19 protein-coding genes are annotated in these 21,280 nt (G+C 65.6%); 12 read left to right on the top strand and 7 right to left on the bottom strand.

Features of this window, described 5'->3' with window-relative positions:
* The first annotated feature begins 228 nt into the window (after positions 1 to 228).
* Complete coding sequence (locus AC1RKI_RS03335) at positions 229 to 1,476, top strand: M20 aminoacylase family protein (protein WP_492793869.1); 1,248 nt, start codon at positions 229 to 231, stop codon at positions 1,474 to 1,476.
* A gap of 115 nt (positions 1,477 to 1,591) precedes the next feature.
* On the opposite strand, the gene AC1RKI_RS03330 is transcribed toward AC1RKI_RS03335, so the two are convergent.
* A complete protein-coding gene (locus AC1RKI_RS03330; protein ID WP_492794312.1) occupies positions 1,592 to 2,410 on the bottom strand; it encodes an AraC family transcriptional regulator in 819 nt (272 codons plus the stop codon).
* 223 nt (positions 2,411 to 2,633) lie between these two features.
* On the opposite strand from AC1RKI_RS03330, the gene AC1RKI_RS03325 reads away from it, so the two are divergent.
* The gene (locus AC1RKI_RS03325) at positions 2,634 to 3,875 is read left to right on the top strand and encodes an MFS transporter (protein ID WP_492793871.1); all 1,242 of its coding nucleotides are present in this window, start codon (positions 2,634 to 2,636) and stop codon (positions 3,873 to 3,875) included.
* Between the two features lie 106 nt (positions 3,876 to 3,981).
* Here AC1RKI_RS03325 and AC1RKI_RS03320 read toward each other — a convergent pair whose 3' ends face one another.
* A complete protein-coding gene (locus tag AC1RKI_RS03320) occupies positions 3,982 to 5,274 on the bottom strand; it encodes a M20/M25/M40 family metallo-hydrolase (RefSeq protein WP_341248188.1) in 1,293 nt (430 codons plus the stop codon).
* Between the two features lie 126 nt (positions 5,275 to 5,400).
* Here AC1RKI_RS03320 and AC1RKI_RS03315 point away from each other — a divergent pair, with 126 nt between their 5' ends.
* A complete protein-coding gene (locus AC1RKI_RS03315) occupies positions 5,401 to 5,679 on the top strand; it encodes a hypothetical protein (protein ID WP_492793873.1) in 279 nt (92 codons plus the stop codon).
* A 153-nt stretch (positions 5,680 to 5,832) separates the two neighbouring features.
* Positions 5,833 to 6,822 carry a Bug family tripartite tricarboxylate transporter substrate binding protein gene (locus tag AC1RKI_RS03310; RefSeq protein ID WP_492793875.1) on the top strand — a complete coding sequence of 330 codons (990 nt, stop codon included), beginning with the start codon at positions 5,833 to 5,835 and terminating at the stop codon, positions 6,820 to 6,822.
* A 52-nt stretch (positions 6,823 to 6,874) separates the two neighbouring features.
* On the opposite strand, the gene AC1RKI_RS03305 is transcribed toward AC1RKI_RS03310, so the two are convergent.
* The gene (locus tag AC1RKI_RS03305) at positions 6,875 to 7,597 is read right to left on the bottom strand and encodes a response regulator transcription factor (protein WP_492793877.1); all 723 of its coding nucleotides are present in this window, start codon (positions 7,595 to 7,597) and stop codon (positions 6,875 to 6,877) included.
* 188 nt (positions 7,598 to 7,785) lie between these two features.
* Between AC1RKI_RS03305 and AC1RKI_RS03300 the strand changes: the two genes are divergently transcribed.
* On the top strand, positions 7,786 to 8,562 hold the full coding sequence (locus AC1RKI_RS03300) for a response regulator transcription factor (RefSeq protein WP_061959728.1): 777 nt from the start codon (positions 7,786 to 7,788) through the stop codon (positions 8,560 to 8,562).
* A 12-nt stretch (positions 8,563 to 8,574) separates the two neighbouring features.
* Here the strand turns inward: AC1RKI_RS03300 and AC1RKI_RS03295 are convergent, their stop codons facing one another.
* The 4 genes from AC1RKI_RS03295 to minC all read right to left on the bottom strand — a co-directional run bounded on the left by AC1RKI_RS03295 (position 8,575) and on the right by minC (position 12,005).
* Entirely contained in the window at positions 8,575 to 9,663 is a 1,089-nt protein-coding gene (locus AC1RKI_RS03295; protein WP_061959727.1) for a porin, read from the bottom strand.
* A 384-nt stretch (positions 9,664 to 10,047) separates the two neighbouring features.
* Entirely contained in the window at positions 10,048 to 10,302 is a 255-nt protein-coding gene (gene minE, locus AC1RKI_RS03290) for a cell division topological specificity factor MinE (protein WP_061959726.1), read from the bottom strand.
* A gap of 15 nt (positions 10,303 to 10,317) precedes the next feature.
* A complete protein-coding gene (minD, locus tag AC1RKI_RS03285) occupies positions 10,318 to 11,130 on the bottom strand; it encodes a septum site-determining protein MinD (RefSeq protein ID WP_061959725.1) in 813 nt (270 codons plus the stop codon).
* Between the two features lie 47 nt (positions 11,131 to 11,177).
* The gene (minC, locus tag AC1RKI_RS03280; RefSeq protein WP_244786462.1) at positions 11,178 to 12,005 is read right to left on the bottom strand and encodes a septum site-determining protein MinC; all 828 of its coding nucleotides are present in this window, start codon (positions 12,003 to 12,005) and stop codon (positions 11,178 to 11,180) included.
* A gap of 225 nt (positions 12,006 to 12,230) precedes the next feature.
* On the opposite strand from minC, the gene AC1RKI_RS03275 reads away from it, so the two are divergent.
* The 7 genes from AC1RKI_RS03275 (at position 12,231) to AC1RKI_RS03245 (ending at position 21,280) form a co-directional block, all read left to right on the top strand.
* Positions 12,231 to 13,202, top strand: coding sequence for a magnesium and cobalt transport protein CorA (locus AC1RKI_RS03275; protein WP_061959723.1), 972 nt, complete (start codon positions 12,231 to 12,233; stop codon positions 13,200 to 13,202).
* Between the two features lie 143 nt (positions 13,203 to 13,345).
* Entirely contained in the window at positions 13,346 to 13,543 is a 198-nt protein-coding gene (locus AC1RKI_RS03270) for a hypothetical protein (RefSeq protein WP_222156661.1), read from the top strand.
* Positions 13,540 to 13,629 carry a K(+)-transporting ATPase subunit F gene (kdpF, locus tag AC1RKI_RS03265; protein WP_150981758.1) on the top strand — a complete coding sequence of 30 codons (90 nt, stop codon included), beginning with the start codon at positions 13,540 to 13,542 and terminating at the stop codon, positions 13,627 to 13,629. The genes AC1RKI_RS03270 and kdpF overlap by 4 nt, the downstream gene beginning before the upstream one ends.
* Complete coding sequence (gene kdpA, locus AC1RKI_RS03260) at positions 13,629 to 15,461, top strand: potassium-transporting ATPase subunit KdpA (RefSeq protein WP_227458583.1); 1,833 nt, start codon at positions 13,629 to 13,631, stop codon at positions 15,459 to 15,461. Before kdpF ends, kdpA begins: the two co-directional genes overlap by 1 nt.
* A 15-nt stretch (positions 15,462 to 15,476) precedes the next feature.
* Positions 15,477 to 17,741: a potassium-transporting ATPase subunit KdpB gene (gene kdpB, locus AC1RKI_RS03255; RefSeq protein ID WP_407648692.1), complete on the top strand. Its 2,265-nt coding sequence runs from the start codon at positions 15,477 to 15,479 to the stop codon at positions 17,739 to 17,741.
* 16 nt (positions 17,742 to 17,757) lie between these two features.
* Positions 17,758 to 18,369 carry a potassium-transporting ATPase subunit KdpC gene (kdpC, locus tag AC1RKI_RS03250; RefSeq protein ID WP_061960114.1) on the top strand — a complete coding sequence of 204 codons (612 nt, stop codon included), beginning with the start codon at positions 17,758 to 17,760 and terminating at the stop codon, positions 18,367 to 18,369.
* 64 nt (positions 18,370 to 18,433) lie between these two features.
* Entirely contained in the window at positions 18,434 to 21,280 is a 2,847-nt protein-coding gene (locus tag AC1RKI_RS03245; protein ID WP_492793882.1) for a DUF4118 domain-containing protein, read from the top strand.

Below are 21,280 nucleotides of genomic sequence, written 5' to 3'. Positions count from 1 at the left end.
CATCACGCGCGTTGCACGATGTGCAAACGTGGCCGAGTGGTGCACGCGTGAGGGTTCCCCACTGAAACATCGTCATACAAAGCGTCGCGTTTCCACACAAAGCGTCCGTTAAGGGCAACAGTTTTGTGAGGATATGGGGCGCTTTCGCACGAATTCCGCATTCAGGGTTTTACCTATCGACCTCGCGTGAAATACTGTTCCTACATGTCTGCCAACAAGAGCAACGCCATGTCTGAACACGCCCCCGAAATCGAATCGATATTGAGAAGCGTATCGGTCCGCCTTGCCAAAGACACCCCCACCCGGTCGTTCTGCACGCTGCATGACACGCTCGACTCGCGCGAGGAACTGCAAGACATCCGCCGCGATATCCACCAGCATCCAGAACTCGCCTTCAACGAAGTCCGCACCGCCGAACTTGTCGCGCGCAAGCTCGAAGGCTGGGGCTATGACGTGACGCGCGGTGTCGGCGGCACCGGTGTCGTGGCGACGCTGCGAGCGGGCGACGGCAAGCGCAGCGTCGGCATTCGCGCCGACATGGATGCGCTGCCGATCCACGAGCGCTCTGGTCTGCCCTATGCCAGCGTGCACGAGGGCAGGATGCATGCGTGCGGGCACGACGGCCACACCACCGTGCTGCTTGGCGCGGCCCGGCAATTGGCTCGTACGCGCCACTTCAACGGTACGGTGCATCTGATCTTCCAACCGGCCGAAGAAATCGGCGCGGGAGGCGGTGCCGAGCGCATGCTCGCCGACGGCCTGTTCGAACGCTTCCCGTGCGATGCCATTTTCGGCTTGCACAACCATCCGGGTGTCGAAGCCGGTACCTTCATGTTCCGCGCGGGGCCGTTCATGGCGGCCTGCGATACTGTGACGCTGACGATTCGCGGCAAGGGCGGTCACGCGGCTCGGCCGCATCAATCGATCGATCCGATCCTGGTGGCCGGCAGCCTTGTGCTGGCGCTGCAGTCGATCGTCGCGCGCAATGTCGATCCCAACGAAACCGCCGTCGTCACGATCGGCACGCTGCACGCGGGACATGCGCCAAACGTGATTCCCGATAGCGCGCGCATGGAAATCAGCGTGCGTTCGTTCAGTCCCGAGGTGCGGGCATCGCTGGAATCGCGGATTCGTCAGTTGGTGACCGCGCACGCGGAAGGCTATGGCGCGACGGTCGATATCGATTACGTGCGCGGCTATCCGGTGCTGGTCAACAGCGAAGCGGAAACCGAATTTGCGCGGCAGGTGGCCGAGGAACTGGTCGGCCCCGAACGCGCTATCGGCAACTTCCACCGCATCGCGGGCAGCGAGGATTTCGCGTATTTCCTGCAGCAGCGCCCCGGATGTTTCGTGCGGATGGGCAACGGTGCAAACCAGCCGCTGCTGCACAACGCTGGCTACGACTTCAACGACGAAAACCTGACCGTGGGCGCGGCTTACTGGACGCGCCTGGTGGAACGCTATCTGGCGGACTGACGCCGACTGGCCTGTTTCCCCGCGATACCGGCATTGGCATTGCGAGTTCGTGGCCATCGCAGCGGCCGGGGTTCTCCGCCGCGCGCGGCACTCGCGACGATGGAACCACACGCAGCTATTTGAAGAAGGCGCTGGGCGGCACGCCGAATTGCCGGCGGAACATCGTCGCAAACGCGCTCGGGCTGCCATAGCCCATGTCCAGCGCCACATCCACCACCTTGTCGCCGGCGGCCAGCCGCTGTAGCGCGGCCAGCAAGCGCGCCTGCTGCCGCCATCGCCCAAACGTCATACCCGTTTCGCGCGCAAAGCGGCGCTGGATCGTCTTTGGATCGATCCCGAGTCTTGCACCCCAATCGGCCAGCGTCAGATCGTTGTCGGGACTGCCGACGATCTGCTCGCAAATCTCACGCAGACCGGCGTCCGCGGGACGTGGCAGATGCAACGGCAGGGTTGGCACGAGCTTCACTTCATCGAGCAGCAGCCGCATCAGGCGTCCATCGCGTGAATCGGGCGAGTAGGTGAGCGGAATATCGATGGCCGCCAGGATCAATTCGCGCAGCAGCGGCGAAACGCCCAGCACGGTGCATTGCGTCGGCAGGTCCGGCCCGGCATCGGGGCGGATGTAGGCGGTGCGCATCTGCACGCGGCCCACCATGCGGATCCAGTGGACGGTGCCGCCGGGCATCCACATGCCGCGCGTGGGCGGCACGATCCACTGGCCCTCGGCCGTCGACACAACCATCACGCCATGCATCGCGTGCACCAGCTGCGCGTGCGGGTGCTGATGCGGCTTGGTGACGTGGCCGGGCACGTAGTCCGCGGCCATGGCCGTTACCGGCATCGCGCTGCGATCGTACTGGAGATAGACGGGATGATCGGCGTAAGTGTCGGCGCGGCTGTCCGCGTCCGGATCGCGCGGCGCGTCGTCAGGCAGGCGCTTGCTTCCCGGTGTGCTGTGGTCGATCCATTGCACGGCCGGCGGGGCGCGCCGCGGCGGGCGAGAAGCACCAGACATGTCCTTTTCTCCAAAGTTGCGGCCCCATTCTCGCAGGACAGGCGCGCAAATGCCAATTAGCATCGTCACACTTTCCCGAGTGCCAGTGCGCTGGCGCCCGGAATATCCTGAGACGACGACTGGCCAATGCGCCCCCCGCACCATGAGTACAACCGTCAATCGAGCCCCCGCCGCTCCCGCCGCGCAGAGTGACGCAGCGACACCCCGCAAGGAAGGCACACGCTTTCGCGTGTTGTACGCGATCAGCTTCGCGCATTTCCTCAACGACATGATTCAGTCGCTGATCCTGGCCATCTATCCGATGCTCAAGGGCGGCTTCAATCTGAGCTTTACGCAGATCGGCCTGCTGACGCTCACGTATCAGATCACCGCTTCGCTGCTGCAGCCGATTGTCGGGCTCTATACGGACAAGCATCCGAAGCCGCATTCGCTGGCAATCGGCATGGGCTTCACGCTGTGCGGCCTGCTGCTGCTGTCGGTGGCGCCTACCTACGGCGTGCTGCTGGTGGCCGCGGCGCTGGTCGGAACGGGCTCGTCGATCTTCCATCCGGAATCGTCGCGCGTGGCGCGGCTGGCATCCGGCGGCCAGCACGGGCTGGCCCAGTCGATCTTCCAGGTGGGCGGGAACGGCGGCAGCGCGATGGGGCCGCTGCTGGCCGCCGGCATCGTGCATACGCAGGGCAGCGTCGCGTGGTTTTCGCTGGCCGCGCTGCTGGCGATCGCCGTGCTGTGGCAGATCGGCGGATGGTATGGCCGGCACCTGGCCGAGCGCGCCGCAAAGAAGAAGGCCGCTGGCGTGGCCGTCAACAAGCTGCCCACCTCAACCGTGGTGCGCGCCATGACCGTGCTGCTGCTGCTGATCTTCTCGAAGTACTTCTACATGGCCAGCCTGAACACGTATTACACGTTCTATCTGATGGAGAAGTTCAGCCTGCCGCGTCAGACGTCGCAGATCTATCTGTTCCTGTTCCTGTTCGCGGTGGCGGCGGGCACGATCCTGGGCGGTCCGATCGGCGATCGCATCGGCCGCAAGCGCGTGATCTGGGCGTCGATCCTCGGCGTGGCCCCGTTCACGCTGATGCTGCCGCACGCTAACCTGTTCTGGACGGCCGTGCTGACGGTGATCATCGGTTTCATCCTGGCCTCGGCGTTCTCGGCAATTCTTGTGTTCGCGCAGGAACTGATTCCCGGCAAGGTCGGGATGGTGTCCGGTCTGTTCTTCGGTTTCGCGTTCGGCATGGGCGGCATCGGCGCCGCCGTGCTTGGCAAGCTGGCCGATGCGCATGGCATCGAAAGCGTCTACCAGCTCTGCGCGTTCCTGCCGTTGCTGGGTTTGCTGGCGGTGTTTCTGCCCGATCTGCGCGAAAGGCCGAAGGCAGCCTGAACCACGCGCGCGGGCTGAGCGGACCGCATCCGCCTGCCGGCTGCGGTCCCTTTCGTAGCGCGTGGTGCACAAGACTGGCGCAGTCGCCTGCACCAGCGTCATGGCGTCACTTGCCGGCCTTGTCCTGCGACACGTCCATGATCATGCGCGTCAGCAGGTACAGGCGCGGCGTCACGGAATTCAGGTCGACGTATTCGGCATCGTTCGAATGCGCGCCAAAGCCGCGTAAGCCAAAGCGCTCGATCACGGGCGCCTTGGTTGCCGCAGCGGCAAACGCCGCATCGGTGCCGCCACCTTCGGCCGTGTCATAAACGGCCAGCTTTTCGCCGATCTCCGCATAGATGCCTTGCGCATGCGCTGCCAGTGCGCGCGCGGCGGGCGTCACTTCCAATGGCGGCCGGCGGCGCTCGAACTTCACGCTCACCTTGGTATCGGGAATCAGCGTCTTCTTGACGCGATCCTGCAGCGTGCGCTCAAGGCCGTCGTAGTCGGCCGTGCGCAATACACGGACATCGGCCTGCGCGGTGGCCACGGCGGGAATCACGTTGCGATTGGTGCCGGCCTGCGACAGCGTCCAGTTGACCTTGAGCCCGGTGTCCGGATTGGAGAGGTCGCGCATTTGCAGGATCTGGTGCGACATCTCGTACAGTGCGTTGCGGCCCAGTTCGGGCGAGCTGCCGGCATGCGATGACTTGCCTTCCACCTTCAGGGCGATGGCGCCAATCCCGCTGGTGGCCAGCGACAGGCGGTCGCCGGTCACGCGCGTGGCTTCGCACGAAAATACCGCGTCCTGTTCCGCGCCCAGCTTCGTCAGCATCGCGCGCGCGCCGGGCGAGCTGATTTCCTCGTCGCCATTGATCAGTACGGTCAGCGTGCCGTAGTCCTTGAAGTTCATCTTCTGCAGGATGGCAACCGTGTGCAGGATCACGGCCACGCCGTTCTTGTCGTCAGCGATGCCAAGGCCATAGGCGCGATCGCCGTCCACGCGGAACGGCTGCTGCGCCAGCATGCCGCGCAGGTAGACCGTATCCATGTGTGCGATCAGCATGATCTTGCGTTTGCCGGTGCCCTTGAACGTAGCATGCACCATCTTGCCCACTTTCTCGGGCGTGTCTTCCATGCGGTAGATGTCGGTGGGCTCCACCAGCCTGGCATCGCCGCCCATGGCGGCCAGCCGGTCGCGGATCAGGGCGGCGATACGATCGAGCCCTTCGATGTCCTTGCTGCCCGATTCGATCGACACCAGATCTTTCAGGGTCTCGACCAGGGCCGGTTTTTCCTGTTGCGCAAGCTGGAAGACGGGCTCGACGGGGGCGGCGTGGACCGAGGGCGTGCACAGCGCACCGATCAGGGCCAGGGCGGCGGGCAGCGACGCCAAACGGGGGCGGAAGGCAGACATGCGGACAAACTCCTGTTTCTTCTTGGTGAAGGGAAGCCGACATGTTGCGCGCGCAACGCGCCGCGGTCCAGCACCGCGACGATCTGCGCCAAGACCTGGCATCGGTTTTGCGGCATCATCACGGTCATGAAGTCCGCTGTGCCCCCTCCCTCCGCAACGTCTGCAATGTCTGCTCGCCCTGCCTGCGCCCACTGCCTTGCCCTGGCCGACGACCCGCGCCGACGCGAACCGCATGCCTGTCTGGCGTTGCGCAACAACGCGCCGCTGGTCAGCCAGAGCGCAGCCGGCGTGCCTTTCAGCATGATGTCGTTCAGTTGCCGCGAATGCGGTACCGCGTGGCGGCTCTACGACCGCGCCAACGAGCTGTTCGTATCGTGGGTGCCCGAGCTTCCGCTGGTGCGGTAGCCGGCGGCCGGGGACCGGACAGGGCGATCGGCTAAAATCGCGCCTGACTGGAACGCCGCCGACGCTCACAGGCATTGCCGCGTTCCCCGACAGATCCGCGCGTACCCACGCGCGCCGCAGTCTTTCCACGAATATCCCGCCCCCGCCCAGACCATGGCCGCTTTCCGTTCCCTGCCACTGCGCGCGCTTTTCGTCGCGCCGATCCTGACCATCACGGCATGCGCCCCGGCGCTGGCCGCCGACAACTATCCAAGCCGTCCGATCCGCATGATCGTGGCCTATCCGACCGGCGGCATCAGCGATGCCGTGGCGCGCGCGCTGGGTGAAAAGCTGTCGGTGCAGATGGGCACCTCGGTGGTGGTGGAAAACAAGGCCGGCGCCGGTGGCAGCATCGGCATCGACGCCGTTGCCAAGGCCGCTCCCGACGGCTACACGCTGGGCTTTGCCGCAACCAGCCCGCTCACGCTCAATCCGCACGTGGGGCGCGTCAACTACGATCCGCAACGCGATATCGCACCGGTCATGAGCGTCATGTATTCGCCGGTGCTGGTGGTGGCCACGCCAAGCTTCACCGGCAAGACGTTCCAGGACCTGATCGCGCAGGCCAAGGCCAAGCCGGGCTCGGTCCGCTGGGCCACGTCCGGCCTGGGCACGGTCGGGCACGTGATGCTGGAACAGGTGAAGTCCAAGGCGAAGGCCGATGTCACGCTGATTCCCTACAAGGGTGCGGGCCAGCAGATGAACGATGCGCTGGGCGGACAGTTCGAGGTGATGAGCACCAACGCCAGCCCGATGCTGACCCAGCACATGCAGGCTGGCCGCCTGCATGCCATCGCCGTGGGCGCGCCCAAGCGCCTGGAAAGCCTGCCCAACGTGCCCACCTTCGACGAACTCGGCTATCCGAAGGCCAACCTCACGTCGACCTTCGGCATCTTCGCGCCGGGCAAGACGCCGCCAGCCATTCTTAACAAGCTCAACGCAGAACTGAACAAGGCGCTTGCCGAACCGGACGTGCGCGAGCGGCTGATGCGCGGCGGCGAAGTGCCGACCGGCGGCTCCGCTGCGCAATTCGCCACGGCGATTCGCGCCGAATCGGTCGAGAACGCGCGCATCGTCAAGGAAGCCGGCATCAAGGCCGACTGATCGGCGACCGCTTGCGGCGGGTTTGCACGGCGCTGGCATCGGCTGGCGTCCCCTAGGCGAGATCGAGCCGGCTGCCCAGCCGATAGACGGCGCGCAGCATCACGCCGTTGAACGGCCATAGCGCCAGCTTGGTCCGGATGCGCGACAGATGACTGTCGATAGTGCGCGCCTGCTCGGACATGGCGGCGTTGCGCCAGACCTGATCGATCATGGTCCGCCGCATCACCAGCGTGCCGAGGTTGCGGAACAGCAGCAGCGCCAGCGCATATTCCTTCGGCGACAGCGTTACCGGCACGCCCTTGACCCAGACCTGGCGTTCGCCCACCGCAAACCGGAACGCGCCGCAGACCAGCTCCTCGGGTGGATTGCCGAGTTCATCCGGCGGGGGGATCCCGGCCGGCCTGCACGGCACGGCGGCACGGCGCGCCAGCGCCTCGATGCGGGCCAGCAGTTCCTTGCCGCGCGCGGGCTGCGGCACGTAGGCGTCGGCACCTTCCTTCAAACATCGCGCCACATCTTCCTCGGCGTTGCTGGCGCCGAACATCATTACCGGCACGCCCTGCCCGAGCGTGCGCCGGATCCAGCGCAGCAGTTCGTCGGCATCACCGGCCGCCGCGTCGCGGTCGAGCAGCAGAAGGTCGAAGCGGTCGCGGTGGATGGCGTCGATCATCGCCTGCCCGCAGCGAAAGCGCGCAAGGCTGTGCCCGCCCGATTGCAGGGCGTGTTCCAGCACCATGGCGCGAGCCGGATTGTCTTCGAGCGCGGCAACCTTCACGATGGCCTTCCTTTCGTTCGCTGAATGAACGGTAGAGCAGTGCCGGCCATGGTAGGGCGCGTAGCGTTGCGGGCGAAGTAAACATTTGTTGCCGATAAAATGAGGATCGTCTTATAGGATTGCCGCGCAACTCCCCGTCTAATGGTCGTTGGACAGACAAGCGACGCCCACGGCGGGCGTGACGACGCATGACAACGACAGGGCTCAGGATTGCCGCGCTGGAAGACGACAGCGCGCACGCGGCTTTGATCCGCGACGTGGTGACCGGCGCCGGCCACGAATGCTTGACGTTTGCGGACGGCCGGCGCCTGCTGCTGACGCTGCGCAGAATCACCTTCGACCTGCTGCTGCTGACCTGGGATGTGCCACAGATCAGCGGCACGGAAATTCTCGGCTGGGTGCGCGCGCACCTCGATCCGCGCATCCCCGTCATGTTCGTGAGCGACCGCTGTGGCGAGGACGATGTGGTGGCGGCGATGAACGCGGGCGCCGACGACTACGTGGTCAAGCCGATCCGCCCGCGCGAATTTGCTGCCCGCATCGAGGCGCTGCTGCGGCGCGCGTATCCCGATTCGCATCGCCTGGACGAGAACCGGCTGTCATGGGGCGCCTTCGTATTCGATGTGGTCGCGCGGCAGGTCTCGCACCACGGCCGCACGGTGCCGCTGACGCCGAAGGAATTCGACCTGGCGCTGCTGATGTTCCGTAACCAGGGCCGCGTGGTGCCGCGCGAACACATGCTGACGACGGTGTGGGGCCGCGATATGCCGCCGATGTCGCGCACCATCGACACGCATGTGTCGCGCGTGCGGACCAAGCTGGGCCTCTGGGAAGACAATGGCGTGCGCGTGCTGCCGGTCTACACCTTCGGCTATCGGCTGGAATTGCTGGACGACGAAGAACGCGAGCGCATCGCGCGGGGCGAAAAAAAAGGCACCCGAAGGTGCCTTTCTCCCAATCACTGATCAGACCAACGATCAGAAAATGTGGCGGACGCCAGCGGCCACGCCCATCTGGGTGCCCTTGCCCGGCAGTTCGGACTGCACGCCGCCGGTCAGCTTGTTGTAGTCCACGGTGCCGTAGACCTGGGTGCGCTTGGACAGCGAGTACTCGGCCAGCAGAACGCCGGTGTAACGGTTGCCATCGTTGCCGTTGACGCCGTTCTTGTTCTTCACGTGGTCGCCGTAGAACACGCCGGTCACGGCCAGGGCCGGGGAGACCTGATAGGTCAGGCCCAGGTAGCCCAGCGCGTCCTTGCGCGGGTTGTTCGGCGCGCCAGCGGTGACCGCGGCACGGCCAGTGGCCGACGTCGTCGCGGCCGACTGGTTCAGGAAGTTGTTGTCGATCACGCCGGTGTTGTCCTTGCCGCCAACGTAGCCCAGGAACAGCTTGACCGGGCCGATGCCGTACTTGCCGGCCACGCCCCACATCTGCTGCTTGTTGCTGTTGGCGTCACGCACTTCCTGGTACACACCACCGATACCAAACGGTCCGATGTCGTACGAAGCGCGGGTGCCCCAGTACTGGTTCTTGGTGACGCTGCCGGCCACTTCGCCGAAGCCGTAGCTGGCGCCGACGTTCAGGCCCGAAAACGAGCCCGAGTAGCTCATCACGTTGTTGGCGCGGAACTGGGTCAGGAAGAACGGCCAGGCGTTGGCGGTGTAGTTGCCGATCGTCAGCGGATCGAAATCGCCGAACAGGTTAAAGCCCTCGGTGTACTGGCGGCCCAGCTTGATGGCGCCGAAGTCGCCGGCCAGACCCACGTAGGCTTGACGATTGAACAGCTGGCCCGACGAATTCATCGTGCCGTTGTCCAGGCTGTAGCCGTTTTCCAGTTGGAAGATAGCCTTGAGGTTGTTGCCCAGGGCTTCCGAACCCTTGAGACCCCAGCGGCTTTGCGTCACTGCGCCGTCGGTCAGTTGGACCTGGCTGTGGCCAGCTGCATCGGCGTGGTTGGTCCAGCGGACGCTGGCGTCGGCGATGCCGTACAGCGTGACCGACGTTTGCGCGAATGCGCTGCCGGCGGCCAGCGAACCAATTGCGAGGGTCAGTAGCGATTTCTTCATGGTGCTCCTTTTCTGTCTTGTGGCCAGACTTTCACCGGATCACGGCGAGTCCATTTGGTTTTTACGTTTGCTCGTAACGCCGCGAAAATTTAACAAAACGCGCGAGATTCCGACATAAAACCGAACTCGAGCCCGGCTTCGGGGAGACATTTGGTGCAAATTCGTTGGTTTGCCGCTACACAATGTCTTAGCGCTGTGAAAATGGTGCAAAGCAGCACGCGCCATCATGGTGCATGCAAGGCGGGGAGCGGCAGACAGGGGGATGTACGGGGAAACCCGCAGCCGTCGCAAGAGACGGCTGCTGCGGTGCAATATATCCCGCGAGAGAGGGGGAGGGTTATCCCTTAATCAGGGATAGCGGCCGGCAAGTTAATGCGGCGGCGATTATGCCTGCGGAATCTCTATTTTCACTTCGAGCACTTCCAGGTTGTCCTGGCGCTCGAGGCTCACGCGCAAATCCTGATCGCTGATCTTCACGTATTTCGAGATCACCGCCACCAGTTCGCGCTGCAGGGCGGGCAGGTAATCGGCCGGCGCGGAATGGCCGGTGCGTTCGTGGGCGAGAATGATCTGCAGCCGTTCCTTGGCGACAGACGCTGATTTTTTCTTCTCCCCCAGCAGGAAGGACAGGATCGACATGGAATAGTCCTCCGGTTACTTGTTGCCAAAGATGCGCGAGAGCAGGCCCGGCTTCTGGTAATCGACAAAACGCAGCGGCTTGTCCTTGCCAAGGAAGCGGTCCACCACATCGGCGTAGGCATCGGCCACGTCGGTGCCTTCCAGGTGGATGGCGGGCGTGCCCTGGTTCGACGCATGCAGCACGGCTTCCGATTCCGGCACCACGCCAATCAGCTTGATGCGCAGGATTTCCTGGATGTCCGTCAGCGACAGCATTTCGCCGCCGTGCACGCGCTTCGGGTTGTAGCGCGTGATCAGCAGGTGTTCCTTGATCGGATCGCCTTCGCTGGCGCGCTTGGTCTTCGACGCCAGGATGCCGAGAATGCGGTCCGAATCGCGCACCGACGACACTTCCGGGTTGGTCACGATCAGCGCCTCGTCGGCGAAATACATCGCCATCAATGCGCCCGTCTCGATGCCTGCCGGGGAATCGCAGACGATGAATTCGAAGCCCATGTCCTTCAGGTCGTTGATGACCTTTTCCACACCCTCACGCGTCAGCGCTTCCTTGTCGCGCGTCTGCGAGGCCGGCAGGATGAACAGGTTTTCGCACTTCTTGTCCTTGATCAGGGCCTGGTTCAGATTGGCCTCGCCTTGCACGACGTTGATCAGGTCGTACACGACGCGGCGCTCGCAACCCATGATCAGGTCGAGATTGCGCAGGCCGACGTCGAAGTCGATCACGGCAGTCTTGTGGCCACGCAGGGCCAGGCCGGCGGCGAAGCTCGCGCTGGTGGTGGTCTTGCCAACGCCCCCCTTGCCGGAGGTCACTACGATGATTTTTGCCATGGCTCTATGGTCCGGTATCAGTGGAATATGTGCTGTGGGCACTGCGGTCATTTCATCCGCAGCGGTTCGAGAATCAGCTTTTCGTCGGCCAGGCGCACCTGTGCCGATTTGCCGAGCACGTCGGCCGGAAGCGTCTGCTCCGCGGTCCGATAGATGCCGGCGATGGAAATCAGTTCGGGCTCCAGGCACGTGCAGAAGATGCGTGCGTCGGGATTGCCCTTCACCCCTGCCAGCGCGCGGCCGCGCAGCGGTGCATAGATATGAATGTTGCCTTCCGCGATGACCTCGGCGCCGTAGCTCACCAGATCCAGAATCACTACGTCGCCCTGCGCGTAGATCTGCTGGCCCGAGCGCAGCGGCTTGTCGATCAGCAGCGTGGGGATCGCGCGCGGCGCGGCGGCGGCATTGGCCGCGGCCATGATCTCGGCGATATCGGCGGCGGCTTTGCCGTTGCCACCGGATGCGACTGCTTCGGCGTCCGGCTGCGCTTTGTGCGCCGCGCCGTCTGCATGGGCGGCCGTATCGGATTCGCGCGGCGCTTCGTCGCGCCCGCCGCGGCGGCTCTGGCTGTCCAGCAGCGGCAGCCCGAATTCGCCGGCCCAGCCGCGTTGCTCGGCGCGCGCCACCACGCCAATCGCCCGCGCATTGAGCGTGGCCAGCGTGTCGATCACGCGGTCCAGCGCCAACGCACCGTCATGTTCCAGACGGCGCAAGTCCAGTGCCACCACATCGTCGGAAAAGAAATCGGGGGTCGACTCAAAACGGGAGAGGAGGTCATCCCGCAGCGCGTCCAGGTCGGCGGTATTGAGAGCGAGAAGGAGGGCGTCGACATTGCCACTGCGCAGCTCGAAGCGTGGCGATTTCTTCTGGGACATAGTCGGTGACCGTGGAAATGGGACATTCTAACGTCGGAATTCCGGGGAACTGTAACAAATGTTGGTGATTGCATCGGGGGTGGAGGATGCGGACCATATTCCGTGCAAGCGTCTTAACACGTGGCGTGCGGGGCGATACGGGTACACCCGAAGGCGGCAGTTGCATCGTGCGCGCACGAATTGCGTGCGCTTGTTACGATTGCGCATCTCGACACCGGAGGAGTCATGGGCGCCATCGTTAACTGCGCGGCTTATCGTGCTGGCAAAAAACTGGGGAAGGTCGAGTTCGAAGACATCGGCACGGTGCTTGCCGAGCCCGGCACTTTCGTCTGGCTGGGCCTGCACGAACCGGATCTGCCGATGCTGCGCCGTGTGCAGCAGGCGTTCGGCCTGCACGACCTGGCCGTGGAGGATGCGCTCGACGCGCACCAGCGGCCCAAGCTCGAAACCTACGGTGATTCCGTTTTCGTGGTGCTCAACACCGCGCAGTTGGTGGGCGAGGAAGTGGTGGTGGGCGAGACCCATCTGTTCGTCGGCCCCAATTACGTGGTCTCGGTGCGGCACGGCGCCAGTTCCACCTACGCCCCGGTGCGCGACCGCTGCGAGCAGGATCCGCACGGCCTGGCCAACGGCCCGGGCTACGTGCTCTATGCGTTGATGGATTTCGTGGTCGACCACTACCTGCCGATACTCACGCACCTGGAGGACACCTTCGAGGCGCTGGAGCAGGGCATCTTTCGCGATGAATTCGACCGCCAGGCGATCGAACGGCTATATCACGTCAAGCATCAGGTGCTGCGGCTGCGCAATGCCGTCTACCCGGTGGAGGACATCTGCGGCCAACTGATCCGCCTGCACGAGGATCTCGTGCCGAAGGAATTGCGCGCGTATTTCCGCGATATCGAGGATCACTGCAGCCGCATCGTGAGATCGCTGGACGTGGTGCGCGAAATGCTGACTACCGCGGTGCAGGTCAACCTGGCGCTGGTGACGGTCACGCAGAACGAGGTGGTCAAGCGGCTGGCCGGCTGGGGCGCCATTCTGGCGGTGCCGACCGTGGTGTTTTCGTTGTACGGGATGAACTTCAATTTCATGCCGGAGCTGAAATTCCATTACGCCTATCCCGTGGTGATCGGCATTACGGTGACCGCTTGCGGAATGCTCTGGCGCAAACTGCACCGCGCGGGATGGATCTGACATCCGGTCTTCCGGCATTTTCGTATTTCGATTTTTATATTTCGTTTACACCGCTTTTCCGCCTCTCTATCCCGTTTTTATCCCCCGATCCCTAATCTCGTATCCGTGAATCACTCGGCAGGCGCCATGCCTGCATTCATGTCATGGACGGGATCTACTTCCTTGTATTGCTGGCGTTCGGCGCGCTGACCGGTGCGCTGCTGGCGCTCTGCGCGGCGCTCGGCGCAAACCTGCCGTCGACGCGCGGCAACAGCGACGACGCCGCCGCGCCGCGGCACGCCCCGACGCCGGCCGCACCGCACACCGCCGGCCGCGCCGCTGCTGACCGGAGGCCGTCATGAGCTGGACCGACCTGCTCAGCGGCGGGCTGGCCGCCGTCCTCTTCGTCTACCTGCTGGTAGCGCTGTTCCGGCCGGAGAAATTCTGATGTCGACGCCGAACCTCTCTCAATTCATCGCACTGCTGGCCCTTTACCTTGCCGTGCTGTTCGTGGCGGCGCCTTTCCTCGGCCGCTACATGCGGCGCGCCATCGAAGAGGGCAACTACCGGCTGACCGCCTGGGGCCGGCCGCTGGAGCGCGGGCTTTATCGCCTGGCCGGCGTGCGGGCCGACGCGGAAATGGGATGGAAGCAATACGCCATCGCCGTGATCGTGTTCAACGTGCTCGGCGTGATCGCCGTGTATGCGCTGCAACGCCTGCAAGGCGCGCTGCCGCTCAACCCGCAGGGGTTTGGCGCGGTGTCGCCCGACTCGTCGTTCAATACGGCCATCAGTTTTGTGTCGAACACCAACTGGCAGGGCTACGCGGGTGAATCGACGATGAGCTATCTCACGCAGATGCTCGCGTTGACGGTGCAGAACTTTGCCTCGGCCGCCACCGGCATTGCCGTGGTGTTCGCGCTGATTCGAGGCTTCGCGCGCCACAGCGCCCGGACCATCGGCAACTTCTGGGTCGATCTCACGCGCACCACGCTGTACGTGCTGCTGCCGCTGTCGGTCGTCATTGCCGTGGTGTTGGTTGGCCAGGGTGTGATCCAGAACTTCGACGCTTACAAGGAGGTGAGCCTCGTCAACACCGTCGAGTTCACCCAGCCCAAGGTGGACGCGGCCGGCCAGCCGGTGCTCGACGCCGACGGCAAGCCGGTGACGGAAGCGGCCACCACCGCCACGCAGACGCTGGCGATGGGCCCGGTCGCCTCGCAGGAAGCGATCAAGATGCTGGGGACAAACGGCGGCGGCTTCTTCAACGCCAATTCGGCGCATCCGTTCGAAAACCCGACGCCGCTTGCCAACTTCATCCAGATGCTGGCGATCTTCCTGATTCCCGCCGCGTTGTGCTTCACGTTCGGCGAAATGGTCAAGGACCGTCGCCAGGGCGTGGCGGTGCTGGCGTCGATGACGGTGATCTTCGTGGTCATGGCGCTGGCGGCGATGGTGTCCGAACAGCAGGTCAACGCCGCGCTGTCGGCGCTACCCATCGATCACGCGGCATCGGCATTGCAGGCCGGCGGCAACATGGAAGGCAAGGAAGTGCGCTTCGGCATTTCCGCCACCTCGCTGTTTGCAACGATCACCACTGCGGCATCGTGCGGCGCGGTCAACGGCATGCACGATTCGTTCACGGCAATCGGCGGTCTGGTGCCGATGCTGCTGATGCAGCTTGGCGAAGTGGTGTTCGGCGGCGTGGGCTCGGGGCTGTACGGCATGCTCGTGTATGCGGTGCTGGCCGTGTTCATCGCGGGACTGATGATCGGCCGCACGCCCGAGTATCTCGGCAAGAAGATCGAAGCGTACGAAATGAAGATGACTGCCGTGGCAATCCTGGTCACGCCGCTGCTGGTGCTGGTGGGCACGGCCGTCGCGGTGATGTTCGATGCCGGGCGCGCTGGCGTGCTCAATCCCGGCACGCATGGATTTTCGGAAATTCTCTACGCGCTGTCCTCGGCGGCCAACAACAACGGCAGCGCATTTGCCGGTCTGTCGGCCAACACGCCGTTTTACAACACGCTGCTGGCGGCGGCGATGTGGTTCGGCCGCTTCTGGATCATCGTGCCCGTGCTGGCGATGGCCGGATCGCTGGCCGCCAAACGCCGCACGCCCGCCACGGCCGGCACGATGCCCACGCATGGTCCGCTGTTCGTGGTCCTGCTGGTGGGATCGGTGCTGCTGGTGGGCGCGCTGACCTATGTGCCCGCGCTCGCGCTGGGCCCGGTCGCAGAGCAATTGCAGGGCGCCGCGGTCGCGGCCGCTGCACGGTAATTCGCGGAGATTCGCATGCCTCAAAACACCTCGGCGACGCGCGCCGCCAATGCGCCCGTACGCCAAGCGGACGCAGCTCACGGCGCGTCCGTCCATACCGCGGCCAATGCCACGCATGGCACCACGACGCCCGGCGGCGGCGTGCCGCATCATCCGCGCACCGCGCGCGGCATGTTCGCACCGGAGCTGGTCAAGCCGGCGATGCTCGATGCGCTGCGCAAGCTCGATCCGCGCGCGCAATTGCGCAATCCCGTGATGTTCGTGGTCTATGCCGGCAGCATCCTGACCACCATCCTGTTCCTGCGCGCATGGCTCGCGCCCACGCAGGGCGGCGAATCGGCGGGATTCATCCTGGCCGTGACGATCTGGCTGTGGTTCACGGTGCTGTTTGCCAACTTTGCCGAAGCCCTGGCGGAAGGACGCAGCAAGCAGCAGGCGGCCGCACTGCGCGGCCTGAAAACCACCACCATGGCGCGCGTGCTGCGCACCGGCAGCGTCGATGCGCGCGCCGCTGGCGCCACCGAACAGCGCGCGGCTACGTTGCTGCGCAAGGGCGACATCGTGCTGGTCGAGGCTGGCGAGATGATTCCCGGCGACGGCGATGTGATCGAAGGCGTGGCGTCGGTCGACGAAAGCGCCATCACCGGCGAATCGGCGCCAGTGATTCGCGAATCGGGCGGCGACTTCTCGTCGGTCACGGGCGGCACGCGCGTGTTGTCCGACTGGATCGTGGTGCGCATCAGCACCAATCCGGGCGAGAGTTTCATCGACCGCATGATCAGCATGGTCGAAGGCGCCAAGCGCCAGAAGACGCCGAACGAACTGGCGCTGACGATCCTGCTGGTCGGGCTGACGCTGGTGCTGCTGCTGGCCACCGCCACGCTGCAGCCGTATTCGCTATACGCGGTGCTGGTGACCAAGGCCGGCGTGCCGGTATCGGTGACGGTGCTGGTGGCGCTGCTGGTCTGCCTGATTCCAACCACGATTGGCGGCCTGCTGTCGGCGATCGGCGTGGCGGGCATGAGCCGCATGATGGAGGCCAACGTGATTGCCACCTCGGGCCGTGCGGTCGAGGCGGCCGGCGATGTCGACGTGCTGTTGCTCGACAAGACCGGCACGATCACGCACGGCAATCGCCAGGCAGCGCGTTTTATCTGTGCGCCGGGCGTGAGCGCGCAACAGCTTGCCGAAGCGGCGTGGCTGTCGTCCTTGGCCGACGAAACGCCGGAAGGCCGCAGCATCGTGGCGCTGGCGCGCCAGCAGCCCGGCGCGCGTGCCCCCGAGATGGGCGCGGCGCAGGCGACGCCGCCTGTGTTCGTCCCGTTCACGGCACAGACCCGTATGAGCGGCGTCGATGTGGCCCATGGCGAGATCGTGCGCAGCGTGCGCAAGGGCGCGGCCGATGCGGTGCGCCGCTACGTCACCGAGCGCGCCGGCAAGTTTCCCGACGCGGTGATGCAGGCCGTGGACGATGTGGCGCGCGCCGGCAGCACGCCGCTGGTGGTGGCCGAGTCCATCGCGCAGGGCACCGAGGAAAGCGTGCGCGTGCTGGGCGTGGTCGAACTCAAGGACATCGTCAAGACCGGCATCCGCGAACGCTTTGGCGAACTGCGCCGGATGGGCATCCGCACCGTGATGATCACCGGCGACAACCGCCTGACCGCGGCGTCGATTGCTGCCGAGGCCGGCGTCGACGACTTCCTGGCCGAAGCCACGCCCGAAGCCAAGCTCGCGCTGATTCGCGAATACCAGGGGCAGGGCCGGCTGGTGGCGATGACCGGCGACGGCACCAACGATGCGCCCGCGTTGGCACAGGCCGATGTCGCAGTGGCGATGAACAGCGGCACGCAGGCCGCGCGCGAGGCCGGCAACATGGTCGACCTGGACAGCAATCCCACCAAGCTGATCGAGATTGTCGAGATCGGCAAGCAGATGCTGATGACGCGCGGATCGCTCACCACGTTCAGCGTGGCCAACGACGTGGCCAAGTATTTCGCCATCATCCCGGCCGCGTTTGCCACGACGTATCCGCAGTTGAATCTGCTCAACGTGATGCATCTGTCGACGCCGGCGTCGGCCATCATGTCCGCGGTGATCTTCAACGCGCTGATCATCGTCGCGCTGATCCCGCTGGCGCTGCGCGGCGTGGTGTATCGCCCGCTTGGCGCGGCCGTGCTGTTGCGCCGCAACCTGTTGATCTACGGCGTGGGCGGCATCGTCGTGCCGTTCGTGGGCATCAAGCTGATCGACATGCTGCTGACGATGTTCGGCTGGATTTGAGATACGGAGCACTGCAATGCAAACACAAGCCAACACCATGATCGAACCCGCGCGCCAGCCCGGCATGCTGCGTCCCGCGCTGACCGTTTTCGTCGCGCTGTCGCTCGTCACCGGGCTGCTGTATCCGGGCGTGGTCAGCGGCATCGCGCGTGCGCTGTTTCCCGCACAGGCCGGCGGATCGCTGATCGTCAAGGACGGCAAGACCGTGGGGTCTGCGCTGATCGGCCAATCGTTCTCGGCGCCGAAGTATTTCTGGGGCCGGCTGTCGGCCACCGCGCCGATGCCCTATAACGCGACGGCGTCGGGCGGATCGAATCTCGGTCCGACCAACCCGGCGCTGACCGATGCGGCGCGCGCGCGCATCGACGCGCTGCGTGCCGCCGATCCCGACAACCGGGCACCGATTCCCGTGGATCTGGTGACCGCCTCGGGCAGTGGCCTCGACCCGCACATCAGCCCGGCCGCGGCGCAATACCAGGCGGCGCGCGTGGCGCGCGCGCGGGGTGTTCCGCAGGCCACGATCGACGCCTTGATCGCCGCGCATACCGAGGCGCCGACGCTGGGCGTGCTGGGCGAGCCCGGCGTGAATGTGCTGCAACTGAATCTGGCGCTCGATGCGCTGAAGTAGCCATGCCCCCAAGCCGCGGAAGTCGCCCACATCGCTCACGCCAGCGTGGCACAATCCGCAGACGATGACAGACGCCCCACGCCCTGATCCCGACGATCTGCTGCAACGCATGCAGGCGGAGGGCGTGCGTGCCGCGCGCGGCAAGCTGCGCGTCTACTTTGGTGCATCGGCCGGCGTGGGCAAGACGTTCGCGATGCTTACCGCGGCGCGCGCCTTGCGCCAGCAGGGCGCCGATGTGGTGATCGGCGTGGTCGAAACGCACGGCCGCGCCGAGACCGAGGCGCTCGTCGACGGGCTGGAGCGCCTGCCCGCGCGCGACGTGCCGTATCGCGATCGGGTTCTGCAGGAATTCGATCTCGACGGCGCGCTGCTGCGCCGTCCCGCGCTGATCCTGGTCGACGAGCTCGCTCATTCGAATGCCCCGGGCAGCCGCCATCCCAAACGCTGGCAGGACATCCAGGAATTGCAGGCGGCCGGCATCGATGTCTGGACCACCGTCAATGTCCAGCACCTCGACAGCCTGAACCAGGCGGTGGGCGGCATCACCGGGGTCCGGGTGTGGGAAACCGTGCCCGATGCGGTGTTCGACGGCGCCGACGAAGTGGTGCTGGTGGACCTGCCTGCCGACGAACTGCTGCGGCGGCTGCGCGAAGGCAAGGTCTATCTGCCGGAACAGGCGCGCCACGCCGCGCGCAACTTCTTTCGCAAGGGCAATCTGATCGCGCTGCGCGAACTGGCGCTGCGCCGCACTGCCGATCGTGTCGACGACGACGTGCGCGCCTACCGCCATGCTGCGGCGATCGAACCGGTATGGCGCACGCGCGAGGCGGTGCTGGCATGCATTGGCGCCGGCGACGACGCGGAGCAGGTGGTGCGCAGCGCGCGCCGGCTGGCGGGCCAGCTCGATTGCGACTGGCATGTGGTCACCATCGCAACGCCTCGCCTGATGCCGCTGGCCGATCCGGACCGCATGCGGATGCGCGCGGCGATGCAGTTGGCCGAAGAACTCGGCGCGCGTACCGAAACGCTGGCTGGGCACGACATGGTCAAGGCGGTGGCCGGCTACGTGCGACGGCATAACCTGACCAAAGTGCTGGTGGGACGTGCACGTACCGACTGGCCGACCGGCGGCGCCCTGGTCGACCGCGCGCGCATGTGGCTGGCGCGCGCGCTGGCGCCGCTGCTGGGCGCCGGCTACCGCCTGATCGGCCGGCAGACGTTTGCCGACGCGCTGGCGAGCGGGTGTCCCGAGATCGACGTGATCCGCGTGGCCGCCGACACCACGCGCGCGGAACTGCGGCCGCGCGCACCGCTGGCCGATGCTTCGCCCCACGGCGACGACGCGCAGGCCGAGGCCGCCCTGGCGCGCGCGCGGCGGCGCGACTATGCGTGGGCCGTGGCGTGGTGCGCGGGTGCGGCGGTGTTGTCGCTGCTGGCGCGCCCGTGGTTCGACCTCGTCAATATCGCGATGCTGTTCCTGGCCGGCGTGGTCGGCGTGGCGCTGCGCCACGGGCGCGGGCCGGCCGCGCTGGCATCGGTGCTGGCGGTGGCCGCGTTCGATTTCTTTTTCGTGCCGCCACGTATGTCGTTCGCGGTCAGCGACGTGCAATACCTGCTGACATTCTTCGTCCTGCTGACGGTCGGGCTGGTGATCGGGCAGCTTACGGCGGGATTGCGCGAGCAGGCGCAGGTGGCCGTGCGGCGCGAGACCGACGCGCGCACGCTCTACGAACTGGCGCGCGAACTGTCGGCGGCGCTGACCACGGCGCAGATCGCCGAGATCGGCGGGCGCTTCCTGCGCGCCGCGTTCGATGCGCACGCGACGTTTTTCCTGGTATCCGAGCAGGGCCGGCTGGCACCGATGGCCGATCCGGGCGAAGGCAACGCCGCGCAGAAAACCGACAAGGGCGCGGCCATCGACACGGTGCTGGCGCAATGGGTATTCGATCACGGCCAGCCCGCGGGCACCGGCACGCATACCTTGCCGGGCAGCACCGTGCTGTACCTGCCGCTCAAGGCGCCGATGCAGACGCGCGGCGTGCTGGCGGTGGAACCTCGCGCCTGGCGCGCGCTGGCCGAGCCGGAACTGCGCCGTCAGGCCGACGTGTTTGCCACGCTGATCGCCATCGCGGTGGAGCGGCTGCACTACGTCGACGTCGCGCAGCGCGCACTGGTGTCGATCGAATCGGAGCGGCTGCGCAGTTCGCTGCTGGCGGCGGTGTCGCACGATCTGCGCACGCCGCTGACCGGCCTGATCGGCATGGCCGAAACGCTGCAGCGCGCCACGCCGCCATTGGCGCCCGATGTGGCCGATACGGTCAGCGCCATGCGCGGCCAGGCACAGCGCATGCGCACGATGGTGGTGAATCTGCTCGACATGGCACGCCTGCAGCAACACGACGTGACGCTGGCGCGCGGCTGGCAATCGCTCGAAGAACTGGTCGGCGCCGCGCTGGCGTCGATGCGCGAGGCGCTCAAGGCGCACCGCGTCGAGGTGGCCGATCTCTCCGCGCTGCCGCTGGTGGAGTGCGATGGCGTGCTGATCGAGCGCGTGCTGTGCAATCTGCTGGAAAACGCGGCCAAGTACACGCCCGCCGGAACGGTGGTGCGCATCCGCGGTGCGGTGGCCGGCGACGAAGTCCACCTGAGCGTCGAGGACGAAGGGCCCGGCGTGCCTGCCGGACAGGCGCGGCATATCTTTGAGAAATTCACGCGCGGCGAGCGCGAATCGGCCACCGCCGGCGTGGGCCTCGGACTGGCCGTGTGCGAGGCGATCATGCAGGCCCACGGTGGCCGGATCTGGGTCGAGTCGGCCCACCCCGGCGCACGCTTCACGCTCGCGCTGTCGCGCGGCAATCCTCCCGCGATCGAACCCGAGCCATTCGACGCTGCTTTTTCCGACCCGCACTGA

The sequence above is a fragment of the Cupriavidus sp. GW822-FHT06G04 genome, from assembly GCF_058799075.1.
The sequence above is the reverse complement of the archived record's forward strand: the minus strand, read 5'-3'. Positions and strand labels throughout refer to the sequence as shown.

Excerpts from the sequence above, each read along its gene's own strand:
- minE (WP_061959726.1), bottom strand. The coding sequence starts at position 10,302 with ATGTCGATCCTGTCCTTCCTGCTGGGGGAGAAGAAAAAATCAGCGTCT.
- AC1RKI_RS03310 (WP_492793875.1), top strand. The coding sequence starts at position 5,833 with ATGGCCGCTTTCCGTTCCCTGCCACTGCGCGCGCTTTTCGTCGCGCCG.
- kdpF (WP_150981758.1), top strand. The coding sequence starts at position 13,540 with ATGAGCTGGACCGACCTGCTCAGCGGCGGGCTGGCCGCCGTCCTCTTC.
- minD (WP_061959725.1), bottom strand. The coding sequence starts at position 11,130 with ATGGCAAAAATCATCGTAGTGACCTCCGGCAAGGGGGGCGTTGGCAAG.
- kdpC (WP_061960114.1), top strand. The coding sequence starts at position 17,758 with ATGCAAACACAAGCCAACACCATGATCGAACCCGCGCGCCAGCCCGGC.
- AC1RKI_RS03315 (WP_492793873.1), top strand. The coding sequence starts at position 5,401 with ATGAAGTCCGCTGTGCCCCCTCCCTCCGCAACGTCTGCAATGTCTGCT.
- AC1RKI_RS03275 (WP_061959723.1), top strand. The coding sequence starts at position 12,231 with ATGGGCGCCATCGTTAACTGCGCGGCTTATCGTGCTGGCAAAAAACTG.
- AC1RKI_RS03335 (WP_492793869.1), top strand. The coding sequence starts at position 229 with ATGTCTGAACACGCCCCCGAAATCGAATCGATATTGAGAAGCGTATCG.
- AC1RKI_RS03320 (WP_341248188.1), bottom strand. The coding sequence starts at position 5,274 with ATGTCTGCCTTCCGCCCCCGTTTGGCGTCGCTGCCCGCCGCCCTGGCC.
- kdpB (WP_407648692.1), top strand. The coding sequence starts at position 15,477 with ATGCCTCAAAACACCTCGGCGACGCGCGCCGCCAATGCGCCCGTACGC.
- AC1RKI_RS03245 (WP_492793882.1), top strand. The coding sequence starts at position 18,434 with ATGACAGACGCCCCACGCCCTGATCCCGACGATCTGCTGCAACGCATG.
- kdpA (WP_227458583.1), top strand. The coding sequence starts at position 13,629 with ATGTCGACGCCGAACCTCTCTCAATTCATCGCACTGCTGGCCCTTTAC.
- AC1RKI_RS03300 (WP_061959728.1), top strand. The coding sequence starts at position 7,786 with ATGACAACGACAGGGCTCAGGATTGCCGCGCTGGAAGACGACAGCGCG.
- AC1RKI_RS03325 (WP_492793871.1), top strand. The coding sequence starts at position 2,634 with ATGAGTACAACCGTCAATCGAGCCCCCGCCGCTCCCGCCGCGCAGAGT.
- AC1RKI_RS03270 (WP_222156661.1), top strand. The coding sequence starts at position 13,346 with ATGGACGGGATCTACTTCCTTGTATTGCTGGCGTTCGGCGCGCTGACC.
- minC (WP_244786462.1), bottom strand. The coding sequence starts at position 12,005 with ATGTCCCAGAAGAAATCGCCACGCTTCGAGCTGCGCAGTGGCAATGTC.
- AC1RKI_RS03295 (WP_061959727.1), bottom strand. The coding sequence starts at position 9,663 with ATGAAGAAATCGCTACTGACCCTCGCAATTGGTTCGCTGGCCGCCGGC.